Raw genomic sequence first — 18,254 nt, 5'->3', positions numbered from 1 at the left:
TTTCTTCACTAAGGAGATGCTTAGTCTTCTGTTCGAGGTTTCGTTGGATCGCAATCAGGCATTTGCACGACCTCTGTCGTTTCAGCTAACTTCATTAAGTAATAGCACTCTTCTCTTGCCATATGGTCAGCCATTAGTGGTGATAGAACACCGAGAGATTCTTTCGTTAGCTGCATTTCCTCTAACTCTCTTAAAAAAGCTTTGAAAACTTCCATCTCTAGTTCAATATCGCGATGGAATCTCTTTAGAGCGGGAAATTGAGAAACATTTGCTCGGAGGAACCCAGCCATCTCGACCGCTTTAATATAAAATTCCTCCCATTCCTCTTTAAAGTAATCACTTTTTTCACGAATATCGTATTCGACATGATCCATATTACTACTAATTGCTGCCGCATGTCCTGCAGCGTCCAAAAGCCAAATGAGGTCGTGGTGAAGTGGGTGAACCTTCGGTGGCCGCTCACCTTTTAAGAAATAAGAGAAGATCCTCAATGCTTCATCTAGTTCATTTACCATATGGTTTAAAAAAGAAGGAGGTAATGTAATTGCAATATCACCTTCTAAATGTTCACGGATGATCGCTAACTTTAATTCACGTAATTTTTCTGTTTCTTCATTAGCCTGTCTTAATAACGTCATTAATGCTTGCTCATTTGGAAACCTTCTCGCCTCACCTAAAAGCTCGTCAAACGAATCAATAAATCCTTCAGCTCGAGCGACATAATTCCTTTCACCAGGAGATAGTGATTCATAAATAAACCTGCTGTGGTCACCAAGAACTTGTAACCAAAATTCCAGTTCAAACAATAATTCATCACGCATTGTTTTTACCCTCCCACCGTAAAAATAACAGCCATTAAAAAACATATGATGAAAATGATCCTTTGATGAATGATGAACGATAGATTTACTTATAATGGAGAATGTGCGTAATAAAGGCAAAGCGTGTTATAATAATGGGATGGAAAGATTTACTCAAAAATCCCCTCATGCATGGATATATGTATTCATTTATGATATAACTTCAAGTATGAGTTCACTATGAACGTGAGAAAATTGCCGGTCAGAAAGGTGAGTAATGATGACAGAAAACAATCAAACATCATCTAACTTTATAAAGCACATTGTAAAAAAAGATTTAGAATCAGGAAAACATAATGAAATTATGACAAGATTTCCTCCAGAACCAAACGGCTATTTACATATTGGGCATGCGAAGTCGATCGTTTTGAACTTCGAATTAGCCGATGAATTTGGTGGGAAAACAAACCTACGTTTTGACGACACGAATCCATTAAAGGAAGATAAAGAATACGTTGATTCGATTAAAGATAATATTGAATGGCTTGGTTATGAGTGGGATGAGCTTCGCTTCGCCTCTAACTACTTCGGCGAAATGTATGACCGAGCAGTCCTACTAATTAAAAATGGTCTTGCATATGTCGAGGACTTATCACAAGAGGAAATTCGTCAGTACCGTGGTACATTAACAGAGCCAGGAAAAGAAAGTCCGGCAAGAAGCCGTTCTGTCGAGGAAAACTTAGAACTCTTCGAACGTATGAAAAACGGTGAATTTGCTGATGGAGAGAAAGTTCTCCGTGCAAAAATTGATATGAGCTCTCCGAACATTAATATGCGTGATCCTGTAATTTATCGTATTTCACATACAACACATCACAACACAGGGGATGAATGGTGTATTTATCCGATGTATTCTTTTGCACACCCACTCGAAGACGCGATCGAAGGTATTACACACTCCATATGTACGCTAGAGTTTGAAGATCAGCGCCCACTGTATAACTGGGTCGTAGAAAACTGTGAAATGGAAGCACAACCACAGCAAATTGAATTTGCTCGCTTAAACTTAACGAATACGGTGATGAGTAAGCGTAAGTTGAAGCAGCTCGTTGACGAGAACTTTGTTGATGGTTGGGACGATCCACGTATGCCAACGATTTCAGGATTGCGCCGCCGCGGTTACACACCTGAGGCAATTAAGCAGTTCTGTCGTGAAATTGGTGTTGCAAAGTCTGATAATATCGTGGATGTACGCATGCTTGAACACTTCATTCGTGAAGACTTGAAATTAAAAGCACCACGTACAATGTCTGTATTGCATCCATTAAAAGTCGTCATCACAAACTACCCTGAAGGGGAAGTTGAGTGGCTTGATGCGGATATTAACCCTGAAAATGAAGAAATGGGTAAAAGACAAATTCCTTTCTCTCGTGAAATTTACATTGAGCAAAGTGACTTTATGGAAAACCCACCGAAGAAGTATTTCAGACTGTTCCCAGGTAATGAGGTACGCTTAAAACATGCATATTTCATTAAATGTGAGGATGTCATTAAGGATGACGAAGGGAATGTCGTTGAAATCCATTGTACGTATGACCCAGAAACGAAGTCTGGCACTGGTTTTACAGGTCGTAAAGTAAAAGGGACGCTTCATTGGGTGGAAGCAACACACGCGAAAGAAGCAGAATTCCGTCTATATGATTCGTTGATTCTAGATGACCAAGGTGACGACTTCATGGATCAAGTGAATCCAAACTCACTTGAAATAGCTAATGGTTTCGTTGAGCCAAATATGGTTGACGCAAAACCAGAAGATAAGTTCCAATTCTTCCGTCACGGTTACTTTAACGTAGACCCTGCTGCGACAACAGACGAGGAACTCGTCTTTAACCGTATTGTGGAGTTGAAAAGTTCTTTTAAGCTGTAATGTTATAGTTGATGGTAAGCACTTTGATGAGCACATGATGCTCGTTGAAGTGCTTTTTTTTGTTTATTCATTATGGTGCCGGTCGGAAGTAGGCGGGAGGACCGGAGAATGGTTGTTGGACTTGTTGTAGGAGGTACGACCTGGTTTTATCTATTGTTTTCTTTGTTTCTCTTTGGTTTTGAGTCCTACAAAAATGAGTCCGGGTCAGCTGAGTCAGACTCATTTTTGTAGGACTCAATAAATGGATAATAGTGAGAAAAAACGAATAAATTTTGTATATATTATCTCGGGATAACAAACACCACACATTTAGTGGAAATAACAAAAAAAGAAGCCAGGCGTACTCTCCTGGCTTCTAAAACACTGTTATCCTTCAAGTGCTTCGATCACTTTTTTTGCTGTGCTTTCACTCGACATCGGATTTTGGCCTGTGACAAAATGGCCATCCTTAACTGAGTAGTCCTTCCATGCTTCTCCTGAGGCGAAGTCTGCGCCCCTTTCCCGTAACGTCGTTTCTAATAAGAATGGCATGTCTGAATCTAACCCCATTTCCTTTTCCTCTGCATCTGTGAAGCTGTTCATTTGGTGCCCTTTTACGATGGGGGTACCATCCTTATATGTGACATTAACGAAAGCACTAGGACCGTGGCAAACGGCTCCAATAATCTTCTCTCTTTCAGCAGCAGATTGGATGACAGATTGTAGTACTTCATTATTAGGGAAATCAAACATCGTACCGTGTCCCCCTGGTAAAAAGATGGCGTCAATGCCATTCGCATATTCAACCTTTAGCTTTTTTGTCTCCTTCAAGGCTTGTTCAGCTTCTCGCCAATTTTGGTTATTCTCTTCGGGTATGCTGTTAGGATCAAGAGGAACAGGCCCGCCTTGGACACTTGTGACTTCTACTTCAAAACCATGTTGTTTAAAAAGCATGTATGGCGTTGCAAATTCTTCAAGCCATAAGCCCGTTTTTTGCTGATTATTGATTGTCGAATGGCTTGTACAGACCATGAGTATGCGTTTAGACATAAATAAGCCTCCTTATTTTATAAAGCTACATACAACAAATTCCCGAAGTATATAAATTAAAACGTGACACGGGTTGTAATGCTTAAAAAGACCACAAAAAAACCTGCTCTTAAAAAATGAGCAGGCGTAAAAGAACTGATTTAGGCATCGGTCTTCAAAGCTTCTTCAATATCATAATTCGCAAGGTCAAGTTCTAATGGCTCACCAAGTGCAAGCTTTGCAAGTTGAGCGCCTAAATAAGGTCCAGCAGTTAATCCAGAGGCTCCTAAGCCGTTTGCAACAAGAATACCATCATAGCTAGGTAAAGGGCCAATAACAGGTAAGAAACCAGGAGTAAAAGGTCTGAAGCCGACTTTTGTTTCGAGCACCGTACATTCTGCTAATCCAGGTGCCACATCCATTGCCTTTCCAATGATCTCATGCAAACCACCAACAGTTACTCGTCGGTCAAATCCTTTCTCATCTTCATGGGTTGCACCGATAATAATTTTTCCTCCACTAAAAGAAAGGAGGTACTGATTATTTGGTGGCATGACAACAGGCCAGTGGGACGTTTCTATTTCTGGCATTTCAAGATGTACAATTTGTGCTTTTTGTGGTCGGACTAAAAACTCAACATTTAGCGGTTCAAGGAGTGTTTTTGCCCAAGCCCCTCCAGTTACAAGTACTTGATCAGCAGTCAAAACTTCATTTCCGACATTTACACCTGTTACATGATGATCAGTAAACGTTAAAGTTGCATCGCCGTCAATGACAGTTGCTCCGTGTTTTTCAGCAGCTCGTATTAATGCCTTTCGCAATGCTTTTCCGTTTACTCGAGCACCACCGCTTACATGAACCGCACCAAATTCCTCTGAAACGGGAGGAAAGAGTGCTTTTGTCTCATCCGGGGATAGCTTTTTAATATCGCCAATTTCCGGCGCATCTTCTCGCCGTTTTTCAGCGCGTTCGATCATTTTATCTAATTTACCATCGTCGGTATGTAAGCTGATGGCTCCGACTTTAGCATACCCTGTATTCGTTTCGCCATCTTCTTCTAGCTGTTCGATTAAATGCTGATAATATTTCGCGCCATTTTTGGCTAAGAAATACCACGCTTTATTTCGGCGTTGTGTTAACCAAGGGCAGATGATTCCAGCTGCGGCTTCGGTTGCTTGTCCGTCATCATAACGATCCACGATGGTCACTTGTGCACCAGACTTGGCAAGGTGATAACTAGCGGAAGCACCTAATATTCCAGCACCAACAACAATATATTTTTTCAAAGTAAACACCTTTTCTGTTATACGTTTATATTTTTACTATGGTTCGTCTTTAACGATAGAGATGTAATAAGTGTATCAAAAGTTCTTTTTCAAACTCAAATTAGCAGTGGTTGTGTTTTACGATCGTTCAGAATTGGCAATACCTTTTATTGCTTCTATAATTCTTGCTTCGCTGTCTTCTGTTAAAAATTCCGCGCCATACTGATATAACTGATCTCGAAAATCTTTTTTCCATTTCACAACGCCTTTTTCCTCAAAGCTTTCTTCACCCATTTGAAATGTGAAGGTGAACTCAACATCATCACGAATAGGAAGCTCTAAAATACTTTCGAACTTCAATCCACCAGGACTAAGGTCAAGAATTTTCCCTTCGCCGTTGGATGAGTCTTTTTCAATCCCTTCAACTTTCGTAATGGAAAAAGTAAGTGGAATTGGTTTAGCAAATTGATATCGTAGCGGTTCTTCGCGTTTATAGCGCATATAACCCCTCCTTTACATATGTTTTATACAGTAAGTAATAATTTAAACCTTTTACTTTGTGTAGAGCAGCTTGTGCATGCTCACGCGCTTTTAATGGTTCATTGTGCGATTGGTACCACTCGGTATAGAGTGCATCTTTCATCCATCCATTAGGAACAGATTCAATCGCTGCATGAGCGTCGTTTTTATCGCCTGTGTGAATAATGATCAATACTTCGTAATAAGTTCGGTACAATTTATGGTTTATTTGCTTGACAGTTTGTTCGGCTCTTGAAAAATCCTTTTTATAAACATAATAAAGGGTTTCGTAAATAGCCGTATTTTGTTTGTTTTGACGATGGATGAGTGTGTCGAGTGCTTCTTCGATCCCTATGTCATCATTGTTTGCAAGAGAGTATAAAAGTTTAAAAGATGGTGAATGCTGACGCTTTAATAAAAATTGGTTGATCTTGTCTACATCTCTAGAAAAATATACGTAATAGAGTGTTGGCAAGTAAAGGCTGATTAATAGAAGAATAAACGTGAGAATCATGATGTGAATCGGTCTTAAACCAATCAATGATAATATGAAAATAAATAAAAATGAGAAGAAAATTAACGTTATAAAACGGGCCATTGTAACCCCTTCCTTCGTTGGCGTAGTATTACTTTTATTTTAATATGAAAAAATGAAATAGAGTAGAAAAAAGAGGAACTCATTCTATTTTACGGAATATTCTGCAAGTAATTATTTTAATACGTATTAAAAACCACCGTATGTACAATTCATACGGTGGTGATCAAATCTTTAAGTCAATGATTGATTTGCTTCAAATTCCTTTTTGATTTTTGCGAGGACATCGTCATTCGTTAATATTTCATACCCTGTTAAAGCAAGTGCTTTTGCTGCAACAATCATTCCTTCAAAGCCTCTTTGCCTTAGTGCTGCTTCGCGGAATTCATGCGTGTGAGCAGTAATTGGTTGGTCACTAATTTGGATATACGGGTGGATGGAAGGAACGCGTTGACTGACGTTCCCCATATCGAGTGATCCACCGCCACGCGCTTCAAGGACATCTTCATTAGGAATACCGACTTCTAGCAGTTTTTCTGTAAAGCAGTCGGAAAGTTCTTCGTTTGTAATCATGTCGTCATAAGAATACTCGTAATTTGATATTTCAAGGCGGGCACCTGTTGCTAGTGCCGCTCCTTCAGCACAATTTTTCACTTTGTTTACGACATCGTTTAACGATGAGCGCTTTTCGGCACGAACGTAAAACTGGGCAACGGCATAGTCAGGAACGATATTTGCAGCTTGGCCGCCTTCTGGAATAATGCCATGAATGCGAACATCAGAGGTAACGTGCTGTCTTAATGCATTAATCGAATGGAACGTTTGTAATACCGCGTCTAACGCATTGATTCCATCTTCAGGTGATGCTGCAGCATGTGCAGCTTTACCGTAAAAAGCAAATTGCAAAGCATCCATCGCGAGAGAACTGCCACTTTTTCGATAACCACCGCTTGGATGGGCCATTAAGGCAACATCTAAATGATCGAGGACGCCTTCTTCTGACATCGTTACTTTTGCCCCGCGTGTTTCTTCAGCAGGTGTACCGTACAAAAACACTTTTCCTCCTGTTTCACTTACGACTTTACTTAAGGCGATGCCTGCTGCAATACCCATTGTTCCAATTAAGTTATGTCCACAAGCGTGTCCGATTTCAGGAAGTGCATCATATTCTGCCATAAAACCAATGTGAGGACCAGGCTTACCACTGTCATAAACGGCTTCAAATGCAGTTGGTACGTTTACGACGTTTGTTGTGACTTGAAAATGATGTTCTTCTAATGTTTCGGTCAGTATTTTACAAGCTTTATACTCCTCATTACCGAGTTCAGGATTTTGACCAATATATTGGCTAACGTTATAAAAGTCATTTTTTAGTTGATCGATCGTTTCTATAATCATATTTTTCAACGTCTGTTCCTCCTTGATTTTGTTAATATTAATACGAATTATAACATAAAAATACAAAAACAAACGTAAAAAAGAAGCCATTTTATAAAAGTGGCTTCTTTAGATTGTGTTGTTATTCTTCGCCTTTTCTTAATCCTTCTTTCGCAGGGCCTTCGATTACTTCACCGTCAAACGAGTAGCGAGAGCCGTGACAAGGGCAGTCCCATGTGTTATCACCTGAGTTCCATTCCACTTCACAGCCCATATGTTTACAGGTCGTATCTACGAGGTGCACTTCACCGTCATCGTCTCGGTAGCAGCCAAATCGATTACCGTTAAAGTCAACAACGGCACCTTCACCTTTTTCCACGTCATCAATTTTCTTTTTTATAGGCATGAGTTTACCTTTAGTAAATTGTTTTGTCACGTCCCAGCCTTGTTGTATAAAGTGTTTAATGCTCGGATCTGCGTGAAAGCGTTCTGGTGAGTATAGTTCCATTGCAGGGGTATCTTTTTGTAAAACTGAGTCTTTTAAAACATGGGCTGCAGCAGTACCATGTGTCATCCCCCACTTACGGAACCCGGTTGCAACAAATATGTTTGAGTGGTCATTCGATACTGGTCCGACATAAGGGACATTATCAAGGGTTGTTAAATCTTGTGCTGACCACCTATAAGGAATTTCATTTATGTCGAAAATGTCCATTCCGTATTGTTGTAAAGCCTCATAATGTTTAATTGTAGAGATGCCTTGACCGGTTTTATGATTTTCGCCGCTTAAGAGCAAATGAGTTTCTCCGTTTATTTGTACGGTTCGAACGGAGCGTTTTGGTTCATCTACACTTAAATACATCCCTGGAAGGTCGTCAACATTTCCTTTTGCAGCGACGATATATGATCGGTCTGCCTTTAAACGTGCAAAATATCCGCCTTCATGATCAAAGAACGGAAAGTGAGTACATTGTACGACAAAACTGCAAGTAATATGATGACCATCACGTGTTTCGACACTGAGGTGTTGTCCTGTCGCAGATTCACCCATAATCTCGACAGCAGTTGTTTGTTCATAAATTTCTCCACCATTTGCAATGAATTCCTCAACTAACCTCGTTAAATATTTTAAAGGGTGAAATTGTGCTTGGTCTTTCATTGCAATCGCTTTTGTTATCTCAACAGGAAACGGAAGTGAATCTAGCTCTTCAGCAGGAATACCAAGCTTCCGATAAGCTTTATATTCTTTTTCTAGCTTTCTTTTGTATTGATCTGTTGTGGCATAGAGGACAGCATCCTTCTCTTCATACCCACAATCGATGTCATATCGATCAATTGTTTCCTTAATAAATGATTTTGCATGCGTTGTTGTTTCATAGTATGTTTTTGCAAAATTTTCTCCGAAATGATGGATGAGTTCATCATAAATAAGGTCATGTTGTGACGTGATTTTTGCAGTTGTATGACCCGTTGTACCATTGAATAGAGTTGTCGCATCGATAAGGGTGACTTTAACTCCTTCCTTCGATAGCAAGTAAGCTGTCGTAATTCCAGTGATTCCCCCACCGACAATTAACACATCTGATTCTATATTGTCCTTCATTTTTTCAAAGGACGGGATTTTTACAGAGTCTAACCAGTATGATTCAGGATATTGAGGCAGCCCACCAAAAGGTCCGGACATTCCTGGCATAATCGTTCCTCCTTTAGTTGAAAAAATACGTTCTACTTCCTATTTATTCTCAAAGGAAATCTTTTCTATTCAATGATTGAAAACATCGTCATGTTACACGGATCGAAATCATACATGTAAACGAGACAAGCTTTAGTTGGGGGAGAGAACATGTCTTTTTTTCAAGGATTTAAAGAGTTTGCTGTAAGAGGGAATGTCGTTGATATGGGTATTGGGGTTATTATTGGGGCTGCATTTGGAAAAATTGTAACCTCGTTTGTGTCAGATGTACTTATGCCACCTCTCGGGCTTATATTAGGAAAAGTGAACTTCTCAAATATGTATATTAATTTATCAGGTGGAAATTATCGTAGTCTAGCGGAAGCAGAAGAGGCAGGGGCTGCAACGATTAATTACGGGATGTTCATTGAAACGGTCCTTCATTTTGTAATTATCGCCTTTGCGGCTTACCTTGTGATCATTCAAATGAATAAGTTACGTCGGGTCCCAATGGCCGCAACAAAGCAAAAAACATGTCCGCACTGTTTTTCAGATATTCCATTGCGGGCGGTGAGGTGCCCAAGATGTACGTCTATATTAGATGAGCCACCAGTTAAACGTTCGGTACGCAACACGAACATTCGGATTCAATCGCGGTGAGAAGATGGTGATAGTATTTATACAATAGGGAGAGGGAGATTTATAAAAAGTTATCGGTAATTTAAGGGTGAGTTTAACGTGTGGAGGGGTGGTTGGATGACAGACCTCCCTTTTTTCGTGTATTATCTATATTTTTCTTGAATATTGAGTCCTACAAGATTGAGTCTGTCTCACGTGAGTCAGACTCGTTTTTGTAGGACTCAATTCATGAATAAAGAAGAGGGAAAACGAATATAAGTAAGTGGTTTTTGTATAAAAATACAACCCGAAAATTAGCGGATTTTCCCTCCTACAACAACATCCATTCCAATTCATTACCAGGTGCCAGGCACCTGGTAATAATGTGGGAAAATTTTTGGGGTGTTTTATATGCTTTATTACCTATGATAACTGTCGATTAATAGACGAAATATGTCTAAATATGTCCTACTTATAGGGCTAATGATTCGAAACTGTATATAATATATACATTTCTTTTGCATACTTTTACAATAGTTTTACAGTATCTTTATGTTGAATTCATACTTCATTGATACCCTTAAAGAACGTGTAAGAGATGCTTGTGGAAGTGAGGTGGTTATGTTGAGGGAGAAGGAAACGATTCGATCATATAGTACGGATTTTAATCTTATTATCTTAGGAGTCATGGTTCTACTATTTCTTAGCTACAACTTTTTTAAAGGGGACAACCCTTTCTTAACGGTTCCAGCAGAATGGGTAAATGCAAATACAATTTTTTTAAGTATTGTCATTGAAGCGATCCCATTTATTTTGCTCGGAGTTTTTGTTTCGGCACTTATTCAAGTTTATGTAAAAGAAGAAGTGATTCAAAAATATTTACCGAAAAACGCGTTTGCTGCACTTATACCAGCTACGGCATTAGCGGCACTTTTCCCTATATGTGAGTGTGCCATTGTTCTCGTTGTCAGAAGATTAATAAAAAAGGGGATGCCTTTACATATTGGTGTGATCTTCCTCGTTGCAGCTCCAATCCTTAACCCGATTGTTGCTTTATCTACCTTTTATGCATTTCGTACCGACTTAACGGTGCTGTATTTAAGGATGTCTTTAGCGTTTGGACTTGCAGTGATTATCGGAGGAATTTTCTACATCATTTTTAAAAACTCCAAGCAGTTAAAAGAAGAGTCAACTGTTCCGGTTGTACATACTCATCATTCGCATAAAGAAGCAAAGCAGTCAAAATTTAAACAAACATTTTTCCATGCAGCTGATGAATTTTTTGACATGGGTAAGTTCCTGATCATCGGTGCGTTTTTTGCTGCGATTTTTCAGACGTTTATGGACAGGCAGTTACTCTTAGATATTGGCTCCAACGAGTATTCATCAACGATCGTCATGATGGCATTTGCTTACGTTCTCTCATTATGTTCAGAGGCTGATGCATTTGTTGCTTCATCGTTTGGAAGTACGTTTTCCGTAGGATCAATTATTGCGTTTCTCGTATATGGGCCAATGATTGATTTAAAAAATACGATTATGCTTTTTGCCGTTTTTAAAGCGCGGTTTGTAATTACGTTTATTTCTGTCGTAACGGTTGTTGTATTTTTAGCCGTACTTATCGTTCAATTTACAGTGATTTAGGAGGGGTGACCTGTGAACAAGAAGGCAAAACAAAAGACTCAAAAGAAGCAATGGGATTTCCATGTATTTTTAAGAGGGACGATTTTTCTTGGGTTCTCTCTATTAATGATTAGCATGATTGTGAACAATTCGATTCATTTATATATCGCTCCGAGAATGATGATTTTCGTTTACTTTGCATTAGCGATGTTTCTATTTTTGTCGGGGATTCAATATTGGCGAAGTACGCCGAGAGGACAAGCTGCAGATGATGGTTGCCACTGTGAGCATAACCATCAAATGAAAGGATCATTGTTGAAAAAAACGCTAGTTTATTCCATTTTTCTTACGCCACTTTTATTAGGGTTTGTTCTTCCAGAGGCTGGGTTGAACAGTAGTTTTGCAGAAAATCGAGGGGTAAATATCGGTGGCGTCTCAACGTACCAGCTTGCAAATGAGTATGAAGAGGATGCAAATGTTCGGAGAAGTTCGATGGAAGATTTATATATTGAAAGGTTTGCTCAAAGTTTAGCGATGGATGAACGAATTGTTATTGATGATGAAAGTTATATCGATATTTTAAATGCGTTACAAGCTTATCCAGATGAGTTGATTGGCCAAGAAGTTGAGATTACTGGATTCATGTTTCATGATGCTCACTTTGAAGACGAGGGGCTAGGCTTTCTATCGAGGTTTGCAATGATTTGCTGTACAGCAGATTCTTCACTATATGGATTACCAGTTAAAGGGGGCGATATTTTAAGCTATGAAAACGATGATTGGTTGAGGGTCACAGGCGAAATTGTGATGAACAACGTAAATGGCTGGGACATTCCAGTTGTTGTTGTCACAGACATCACTGAAGTTTCAGCACCTAGTAACCCGTATGTTTATCCTAGTTTTTAGCATCTAACATTCTATGAAATGGAGGGAGAAACATGTTTTTAAATGCAGCTTATTTAAAAAAACGTTTGATTATGTTTATGGCTGTGCTATTACTTGTCTCACCGATTTCGCTCAACACGGGCGCGGTCATGGCAGGTCCGACCGAAGACACGTATGAATTACGAATTCTTCATACGAATGACTTACACTCGTACATTGAAGACTTCGGAAAAATTGGAGCATACATCGCAGCAGAACGCGAAAAGTCAGATTATGCATTGTACTTAGATGGTGGGGATATTTTTAGCGGAAACCCGATCGTCGACTTTCAAGACGGTGAGCCGATGATTGATTTATTAAATGATATCGGCCTTGATGCATTAGCTTTTGGAAATCATGAGTTTGATTACGGTCAGGAGATTTTTGCTGAGCGTAGTGAGCAGTCTGAGTTTCCTTGGTTAGGTGCAAATGTTACTGTCGTTGATAAAGATATTGCAATTAGTGATGACGATCATTTCGATGGCCATATTGTTCTTGAACTAGGTGACGATCTAGAGGTTGGAATTGTCGGACTAACCCAAGCACCACCATCGACATCTCCATCTAATGTGGAAGGAATTGATTTTGACCATCCAGTAGAGGTTGCTGCTTCATATGATTGGTTAAGAGATGAAGTAGATGTTTTGATTGCTCTAACACATATTGGTCATGAACAAGATCAACGAATTGCTGAAGAAGTTGGTTTTTATGATTTGATTGTTGGAGGGCATAGTCATCGTACGTATACAGCAAATGATGACGAGCATACGCCATATGTTCAAGCTGGTTCATACGGAAGCCATGTCGGGAATTTAACACTCGAGATTGGGAAAGAAACAGGCAACGTACGCCTTACGAGTAGTGAACTACAAAACGTTAATGATATTGAAGAGGTCGATGAAGAGATTGATGCAAAAGTACAGGATTACATTGCTGAAGTAGAAGAAGAAATTATGGAAGTGATCGGGTCTACGAACACTGGCCTGACCCGAGATGGAAGGTACAACGGCGATGCTCCGTTAGGGAATTTCTACACAGATGCGATGCGCCATTTTAGCGAAGCCGACATGGCCTTTGCAAACAATGGGGGACTTCGAGCAAATATTCCTGCTGGAGTCATTCGTGTTTTCGATATTCATATGCTTGAACCGTTCCGTAACGAAATGATGGTTTATGAGATGACAGGGCAAGCGATTCGTGATGTCATTGAGTACTCTTACTCACGTCGTAACCAAATTGATTTACAGTCTTCAGGCCTACATTATACAGTCATAACAGACACGACTGGAAGTTTTTACGACGTAGAGCTCACTCTTGGTGGTGAAGAGCTAGACATGGATGAAACATATCGTGTTGCTGTCGGAGATTACATTGGAACGGGCGGTAGTGGTTATAACTTCGTCGGTGAAGTCGTCGACGAAGATGAGCAAATGCTACTTACAGACGCGATGATCGAATACGCACAGTCTTATGGAGATGACCCAATCGATTACGAATCTGAAGGGCGTGTCACGACAGAAATTGATCCTGATGCACCGCCAGCAGGAGAAATTATCGGAACAACTGAAAGCGGTTTATATTCAAATAATAAGGCAGAAAGTGATGTAGGACTTGGGAATTTGTATACAGATGCGATTGTTTCTGAAACAGAAGCAGACATTTCGTTATTGAACAGTTCATCTGTGAATGGAGAGGTCCCGCCTGGTTTTATTACAGATGAGCAAGTTGAAGCATTAGATCGATTCGGCAATGAAATAGTTGTCGTGAACGCTAGTGGTGAGGATATTGCTGATGTGTTATTATCGCAAGCAAATTTCCACCGTGGTGTTGATTTGCAAGTAGCAGGGCTTCATTACTCATTAATTGAGGACCCTGACAGTGAGGACCTTTTTGGTGATATTGAAATTACCTTGCCAGACGGCTCTGATTTTAGTTTAGACGATGATTACGCCGTCGGTTATAACGACTATATGCATGGGCATTTTGCTTATAACTTAGGTGAGAATGTTATTGCGGAGCTCGGCACTGTAACGCAAGCAACGTTAGAATATATTGAAAAAGTATCAGATCCAGAAGGCGGCGCACCTATTGATTACACAGAAGGGGAACGGATTTCTATTCAAGAAGCTGAGCGAGATCCAATTGATCTTCCTGAAGGTGTGATTAGTGTTCAAGAAGCAATCGATAATAACGATGGCGAAGCAACCGTACAAGGGTATATTGTAGGGACGATATCTGGAATGAATTCCTTTCAATTTGAAGGGGAATTCACAACGAGAACGAACATCGTCCTAGCAGACAGTCCTTATGAACGTGACTACGATAAGTTGTTGCCTGTAGAGCTACCAACAGGTGATGTTCGTAGCGCATTGAACCTTATAGATAACCCAGAAAAATTAGGAGAAGCCGTTCGTGTCAGCGGTAATCTTGAAACCTATTTCAGTAGGTCTGGTCTTAAAGGTCCGGATGATTATGAATTTGTAGATGGAGACGGCGACGTTATTTCTATTTCAGAAGCTAGAGATGCAACTGATGGAACAGAAGTTACGGTTGAAGGTATCGTCACGTCTACACCTGGTGCTTGGGGTGCAGAAGGATTTTATATGCAAGATGACACAGCTGGTATTTATGTGTACCAGTTAGAAGCAGATTTAGTTGAAAAAGGTGACGTCGTAAAAATAACGGCTAAGCGTGATTCGTTTAATGGTGAAAAACAGCTTAGTTCTGTCGGCTCGTTAGAAGTAGTTGGATCAGTAGATGTTCCAGACGCACAAGTTCTTACACCAGCTCATGTAAATGAAGAAAATGAAGGTCAGCTTCTAAAGTTATCCGAAGTAACGATTGAAAATCTTGAAGCAGTCGGTGGTTATGGCACGTTTGAATTTGATGCTGTATCAGGGGATGAGTCGGTACTCATTCGTGTTGATAACCGAACAGGTCTTTCTTACGTTGACTTTGCATTTGAAAATGGCGATGTTGTAAACATCACAGGTGTTTCAAGCCAATACGAAGGAACACCGCAATTAAAGCCACGTGGTGAACTAGATATTATTGAGTTTACCGAAGAAGAGCCAAGTGACCCTAGTGGTGTGATGACAGTTGAGGAAGCAATTGCAAACCAAGGGCAAGACGGAACGGTAGCGGGGTACATTGTTGGGCATGTTGTTTCTGGCTCAAATGTAAACTTTGAAGCACCGTTTACAAATGATTTTAATATGGCAATTGCTGATGATCCGAAGGAAAGAGATTTAGATAAAATGTTGTACGTCCAAATCCCAGCTGAGTACCGCAGTGATTTCGGTCTTGAAACAAATCCTATAATTATTGGAGAAAAAGTCGAGGTCAATGGGAGCTTGGAAGCATACTTTAATCATCCAGGACTGCAATCGCCAAGTGCAATGACCTTTATTGATGTAGAGTCACCTGCTGAGCCTGAACCTCAAAAAGTTTCGCTTGCAGAAGCACGTAGCCTTGCTGAAGGCGAGCTTGTTACAGTTACAGGAGTAACAACTTCAAACTCAGGTGCTTGGGGTGCACAAGGGTTTTATATGCAAGATGAAGAAGCAGGAATATATGTTTTCCAACATGACATTGAAGTTTCAGCTGGACAAGAAGTTAAAGTAACTGGGGTGACTGGGAGCTTTAACGATGAAAAACAGCTGGTTGATGTCACAGATGTTGAAGTTCTAGGTGATGCAGAAGTACCGCAGCCATTGAGCCTTTCACCGAGTCAGCTAGGTGAAAACAACGAAGGAATGCTAGTTGAATTAGAATACGTTCAAATTGAAAACTTAGCTTCCGTAAACAACTTCGGTACGTTTGAATTTGATGCCGTATCATTATTAGATGGAACTAGTGTGCTCGTAAGAGTCGATAATCGCACAGGGTTATCATATGATGACTTTTCTTACGAAAACGGTGACGTCATTAAAGTAACGGGAGTGTCAGGTAAATTTGGTGAGACAATTCAATTGAAGCCTAGAGGTGAGAATGACATTGAATATGGCTTTAATGAAAAACAAGCACATTTTTACAATGTAAAAAAACAGCTTATTAGTAACTTTGAAAATATTCGCAATGAATCAGTAAGAGAGCGTCAAATTGAGGAAACTCGCGAGCGATTTTGGGAGAAAATCTTCAATAAAGCATCATAAATAAGTCAATAAAAGCAGTACCTCATAAGTGTAGAGCACTTGTGAGGTACTTTTGCTTTATTCTCGACTGCATATTCCAAGTTTTTTCCCAGTGCCAGGCACCTGGAAAAGGTTTGGAAACATTTATATCATCACTAATTGGATGAGGCTCTTTTTCTGTAATTATACATATGGAATAGAGGCATATTTAGCAGATGGAGGTTAATTGATAGAGTGTTGAGGGGATGTGGGTGTGGTTAGACAACAGACCTCGTCATTTCAAGTATTTCCTCAATTATACTAGCTTTTTGAACCCTACAAATTTGAACCTGCTTTACTCGAACCTGCTTCGTTTTTGTAGGGTTCAATTCGTGAATAAACAAAAGAAAAGACGAATAAATCAAACCGGAAATTGTATAAAAATGCACTAAAAAATTCCTCCAAAATCAGGCAGGATTTTTCGCCACAAAACATAATAACTTAGATTAAGAACGTCTTTATAAATGGGGGAGTAACATGCGCGAAACAGTTATTGTAGAAGCAGTACGAACGCCAATTGGCAGAAGAAAAGGGAAATTAAGTGGGATTCGTCCAGATGAATTACTAGCGGAAACATTAAAAGGCTTAGCAAATAGAGGAAATCTTGACTCAGCACTTATTGAAGATGTTATTGCAGGGTGTGTGACACAGGCAGGTGAGCAAGCACCAGATATTGCTCGCACAGCAGCATTAATGGCAGGGTACCCAGAAACGGTCCCAGGCGTGACAATCGATAGGCAATGTGGTTCAAGTCAACAAGCCGTTCATTTCGCTTCACAAGCAATTGAAAGCGGGGATATGGATATCGTTGTAGCTGCGGGAATTGAGAGTATGTCACGTGTACCAATGTTTTCTGCGATGCAAGGAACAGAACATAGTCCTATTTTAACGGAAAAATATGAAATCATTAACCAAGGGTTATCGGCAGAACGAATAGCAGAGAAGTGGAGCATGACGCGCCAGAAACTCGATCAATTTTCGTACGAAAGCCACCAAAAAGCAGTAAAGGCGATAAAAGATGGTGCCTTCAAAAATGAAATTCTACCAATTGAAGTGACGCTAGAAGATGGACAGAAAGAATGGATGGATGAAGATGAGGGACCGCGTGGAAATTCGTCTGTCAAACAGCTTGGGGAATTAAAAACGGTTTTCAAAGAAGATGGTGTTATTACAGCGGGGAATGCATCTCAAATTAGCGATGGCGCATCCGCAATCTTACTCATGGACCGTAATAAAGCAGAAGAACTAGGATTTAAACCGAAGTTTCGTATAAAAGCAAGAAGCGTCGTTGGCTCAGACCCAACACTGATGCTGACAGGGCCTATTCCAGCAACAGAAAAAGTGTTGCAGAAAGCAAACCTCTCAATTGATGACATCGATTTATATGAAGTAAACGAAGCGTTCGCACCTGTACCACTTGTTTGGCAACGGGAAATGAAAGCCAATATCGAAAAGTTAAATATTCATGGTGGAGCGATCGCATTAGGACACCCACTTGGAGCAAGTGGGGCAAGAGTGATGACAACGCTCGTCCATGCTCTAGAGCGAACAGGTGGCCGTTATGGACTACAGGCTATATGCGAAGGCTTTGGGATGGCAAATGCGACGATCATCGAGCGGTTGTAAAACTTAATCGGTTACTATGAAAAACATAATGGTCATGCTGACTATTATGTTTTTTATAATTAATTTAAGTTACGGATAAATTGATATTTTCGCGGACAAACCAAAAAACTTACGGATAAACTAGAATTTTCGCGGGCAAATCGAAAAAGTTACGGATAAACTAGAATTATCACGGACAAACCCAAAAA

At 40.0% G+C, this 18,254-nt stretch carries 13 protein-coding genes; 6 read left to right on the top strand and 7 right to left on the bottom strand.

Going from position 1 to position 18,254, the window contains the following annotated elements; all coding sequences use genetic code 11:
• Positions 1 to 20: 20 nt before the first annotated feature.
• Positions 21 to 821, bottom strand: a complete 801-nt coding sequence (locus LGQ02_RS20500; protein WP_226516128.1) for a DUF2935 domain-containing protein — start codon at positions 819 to 821, stop codon at positions 21 to 23.
• A gap of 259 nt (positions 822 to 1,080) precedes the next feature.
• Between LGQ02_RS20500 and LGQ02_RS20495 the strand changes: the two genes are divergently transcribed.
• Positions 1,081 to 2,727 (top strand): glutamine--tRNA ligase/YqeY domain fusion protein, encoded by a 1,647-nt coding sequence (locus LGQ02_RS20495; RefSeq protein ID WP_226518395.1) that lies wholly within the window; start codon positions 1,081 to 1,083, stop codon positions 2,725 to 2,727.
• Between the two features lie 366 nt (positions 2,728 to 3,093).
• On the opposite strand, the gene LGQ02_RS20490 is transcribed toward LGQ02_RS20495, so the two are convergent.
• The 6 genes from LGQ02_RS20490 to LGQ02_RS20465 form a co-directional block, all read right to left on the bottom strand.
• Positions 3,094 to 3,756 (bottom strand): type 1 glutamine amidotransferase domain-containing protein, encoded by a 663-nt coding sequence (locus LGQ02_RS20490; RefSeq protein WP_226516127.1) that lies wholly within the window; start codon positions 3,754 to 3,756, stop codon positions 3,094 to 3,096.
• Between the two features lie 140 nt (positions 3,757 to 3,896).
• Complete coding sequence (locus tag LGQ02_RS20485; RefSeq protein ID WP_319003499.1) at positions 3,897 to 5,021, bottom strand: NAD(P)/FAD-dependent oxidoreductase; 1,125 nt, start codon at positions 5,019 to 5,021, stop codon at positions 3,897 to 3,899.
• Positions 5,022 to 5,138: 117 nt separating this feature from the next.
• Entirely contained in the window at positions 5,139 to 5,501 is a 363-nt protein-coding gene (locus tag LGQ02_RS20480) for a PilZ domain-containing protein (RefSeq protein ID WP_226516125.1), read from the bottom strand.
• Complete coding sequence (locus LGQ02_RS20475; RefSeq protein ID WP_226516124.1) at positions 5,491 to 6,117, bottom strand: hypothetical protein; 627 nt, start codon at positions 6,115 to 6,117, stop codon at positions 5,491 to 5,493. Before LGQ02_RS20475 ends, LGQ02_RS20480 begins: the two co-directional genes overlap by 11 nt.
• 171 nt (positions 6,118 to 6,288) lie before the next feature.
• Complete coding sequence (locus tag LGQ02_RS20470) at positions 6,289 to 7,461, bottom strand: M20 family metallopeptidase (RefSeq protein WP_226516123.1); 1,173 nt, start codon at positions 7,459 to 7,461, stop codon at positions 6,289 to 6,291.
• A 112-nt stretch (positions 7,462 to 7,573) separates the two neighbouring features.
• A complete protein-coding gene (locus LGQ02_RS20465; RefSeq protein WP_226518394.1) occupies positions 7,574 to 9,115 on the bottom strand; it encodes an FAD-dependent oxidoreductase in 1,542 nt (513 codons plus the stop codon).
• A gap of 159 nt (positions 9,116 to 9,274) precedes the next feature.
• Between LGQ02_RS20465 and mscL the strand changes: the two genes are divergently transcribed.
• The 5 genes from mscL to LGQ02_RS20440 all read left to right on the top strand — a co-directional run bounded on the left by mscL (position 9,275) and on the right by LGQ02_RS20440 (position 18,066).
• Positions 9,275 to 9,763: a large conductance mechanosensitive channel protein MscL gene (gene mscL / locus LGQ02_RS20460; protein ID WP_226516122.1), complete on the top strand. Its 489-nt coding sequence runs from the start codon at positions 9,275 to 9,277 to the stop codon at positions 9,761 to 9,763.
• Between the two features lie 579 nt (positions 9,764 to 10,342).
• Positions 10,343 to 11,365 carry a permease gene (locus LGQ02_RS20455; RefSeq protein WP_226516121.1) on the top strand — a complete coding sequence of 341 codons (1,023 nt, stop codon included), beginning with the start codon at positions 10,343 to 10,345 and terminating at the stop codon, positions 11,363 to 11,365.
• Between the two features lie 12 nt (positions 11,366 to 11,377).
• Positions 11,378 to 12,250, top strand: coding sequence for a TIGR03943 family putative permease subunit (locus tag LGQ02_RS20450; protein WP_226516120.1), 873 nt, complete (start codon positions 11,378 to 11,380; stop codon positions 12,248 to 12,250).
• Between the two features lie 32 nt (positions 12,251 to 12,282).
• Positions 12,283 to 16,422: a DUF6359 domain-containing protein gene (locus LGQ02_RS20445; protein ID WP_226516119.1), complete on the top strand. Its 4,140-nt coding sequence runs from the start codon at positions 12,283 to 12,285 to the stop codon at positions 16,420 to 16,422.
• Positions 16,423 to 16,917: 495 nt separating this feature from the next.
• Complete coding sequence (locus LGQ02_RS20440; protein ID WP_226516118.1) at positions 16,918 to 18,066, top strand: thiolase family protein; 1,149 nt, start codon at positions 16,918 to 16,920, stop codon at positions 18,064 to 18,066.
• Positions 18,067 to 18,254 lie beyond the last annotated feature (188 nt).

The sequence above is a fragment of the Bacillus shivajii genome (assembly GCF_020519665.1).
Taxonomy (GTDB): Bacteria; Bacillota; Bacilli; order Bacillales; family Salisediminibacteriaceae; genus Bacillus_CA; species Bacillus_CA shivajii.
This window is presented reverse-complemented; position numbering and strand designations above follow the sequence as displayed.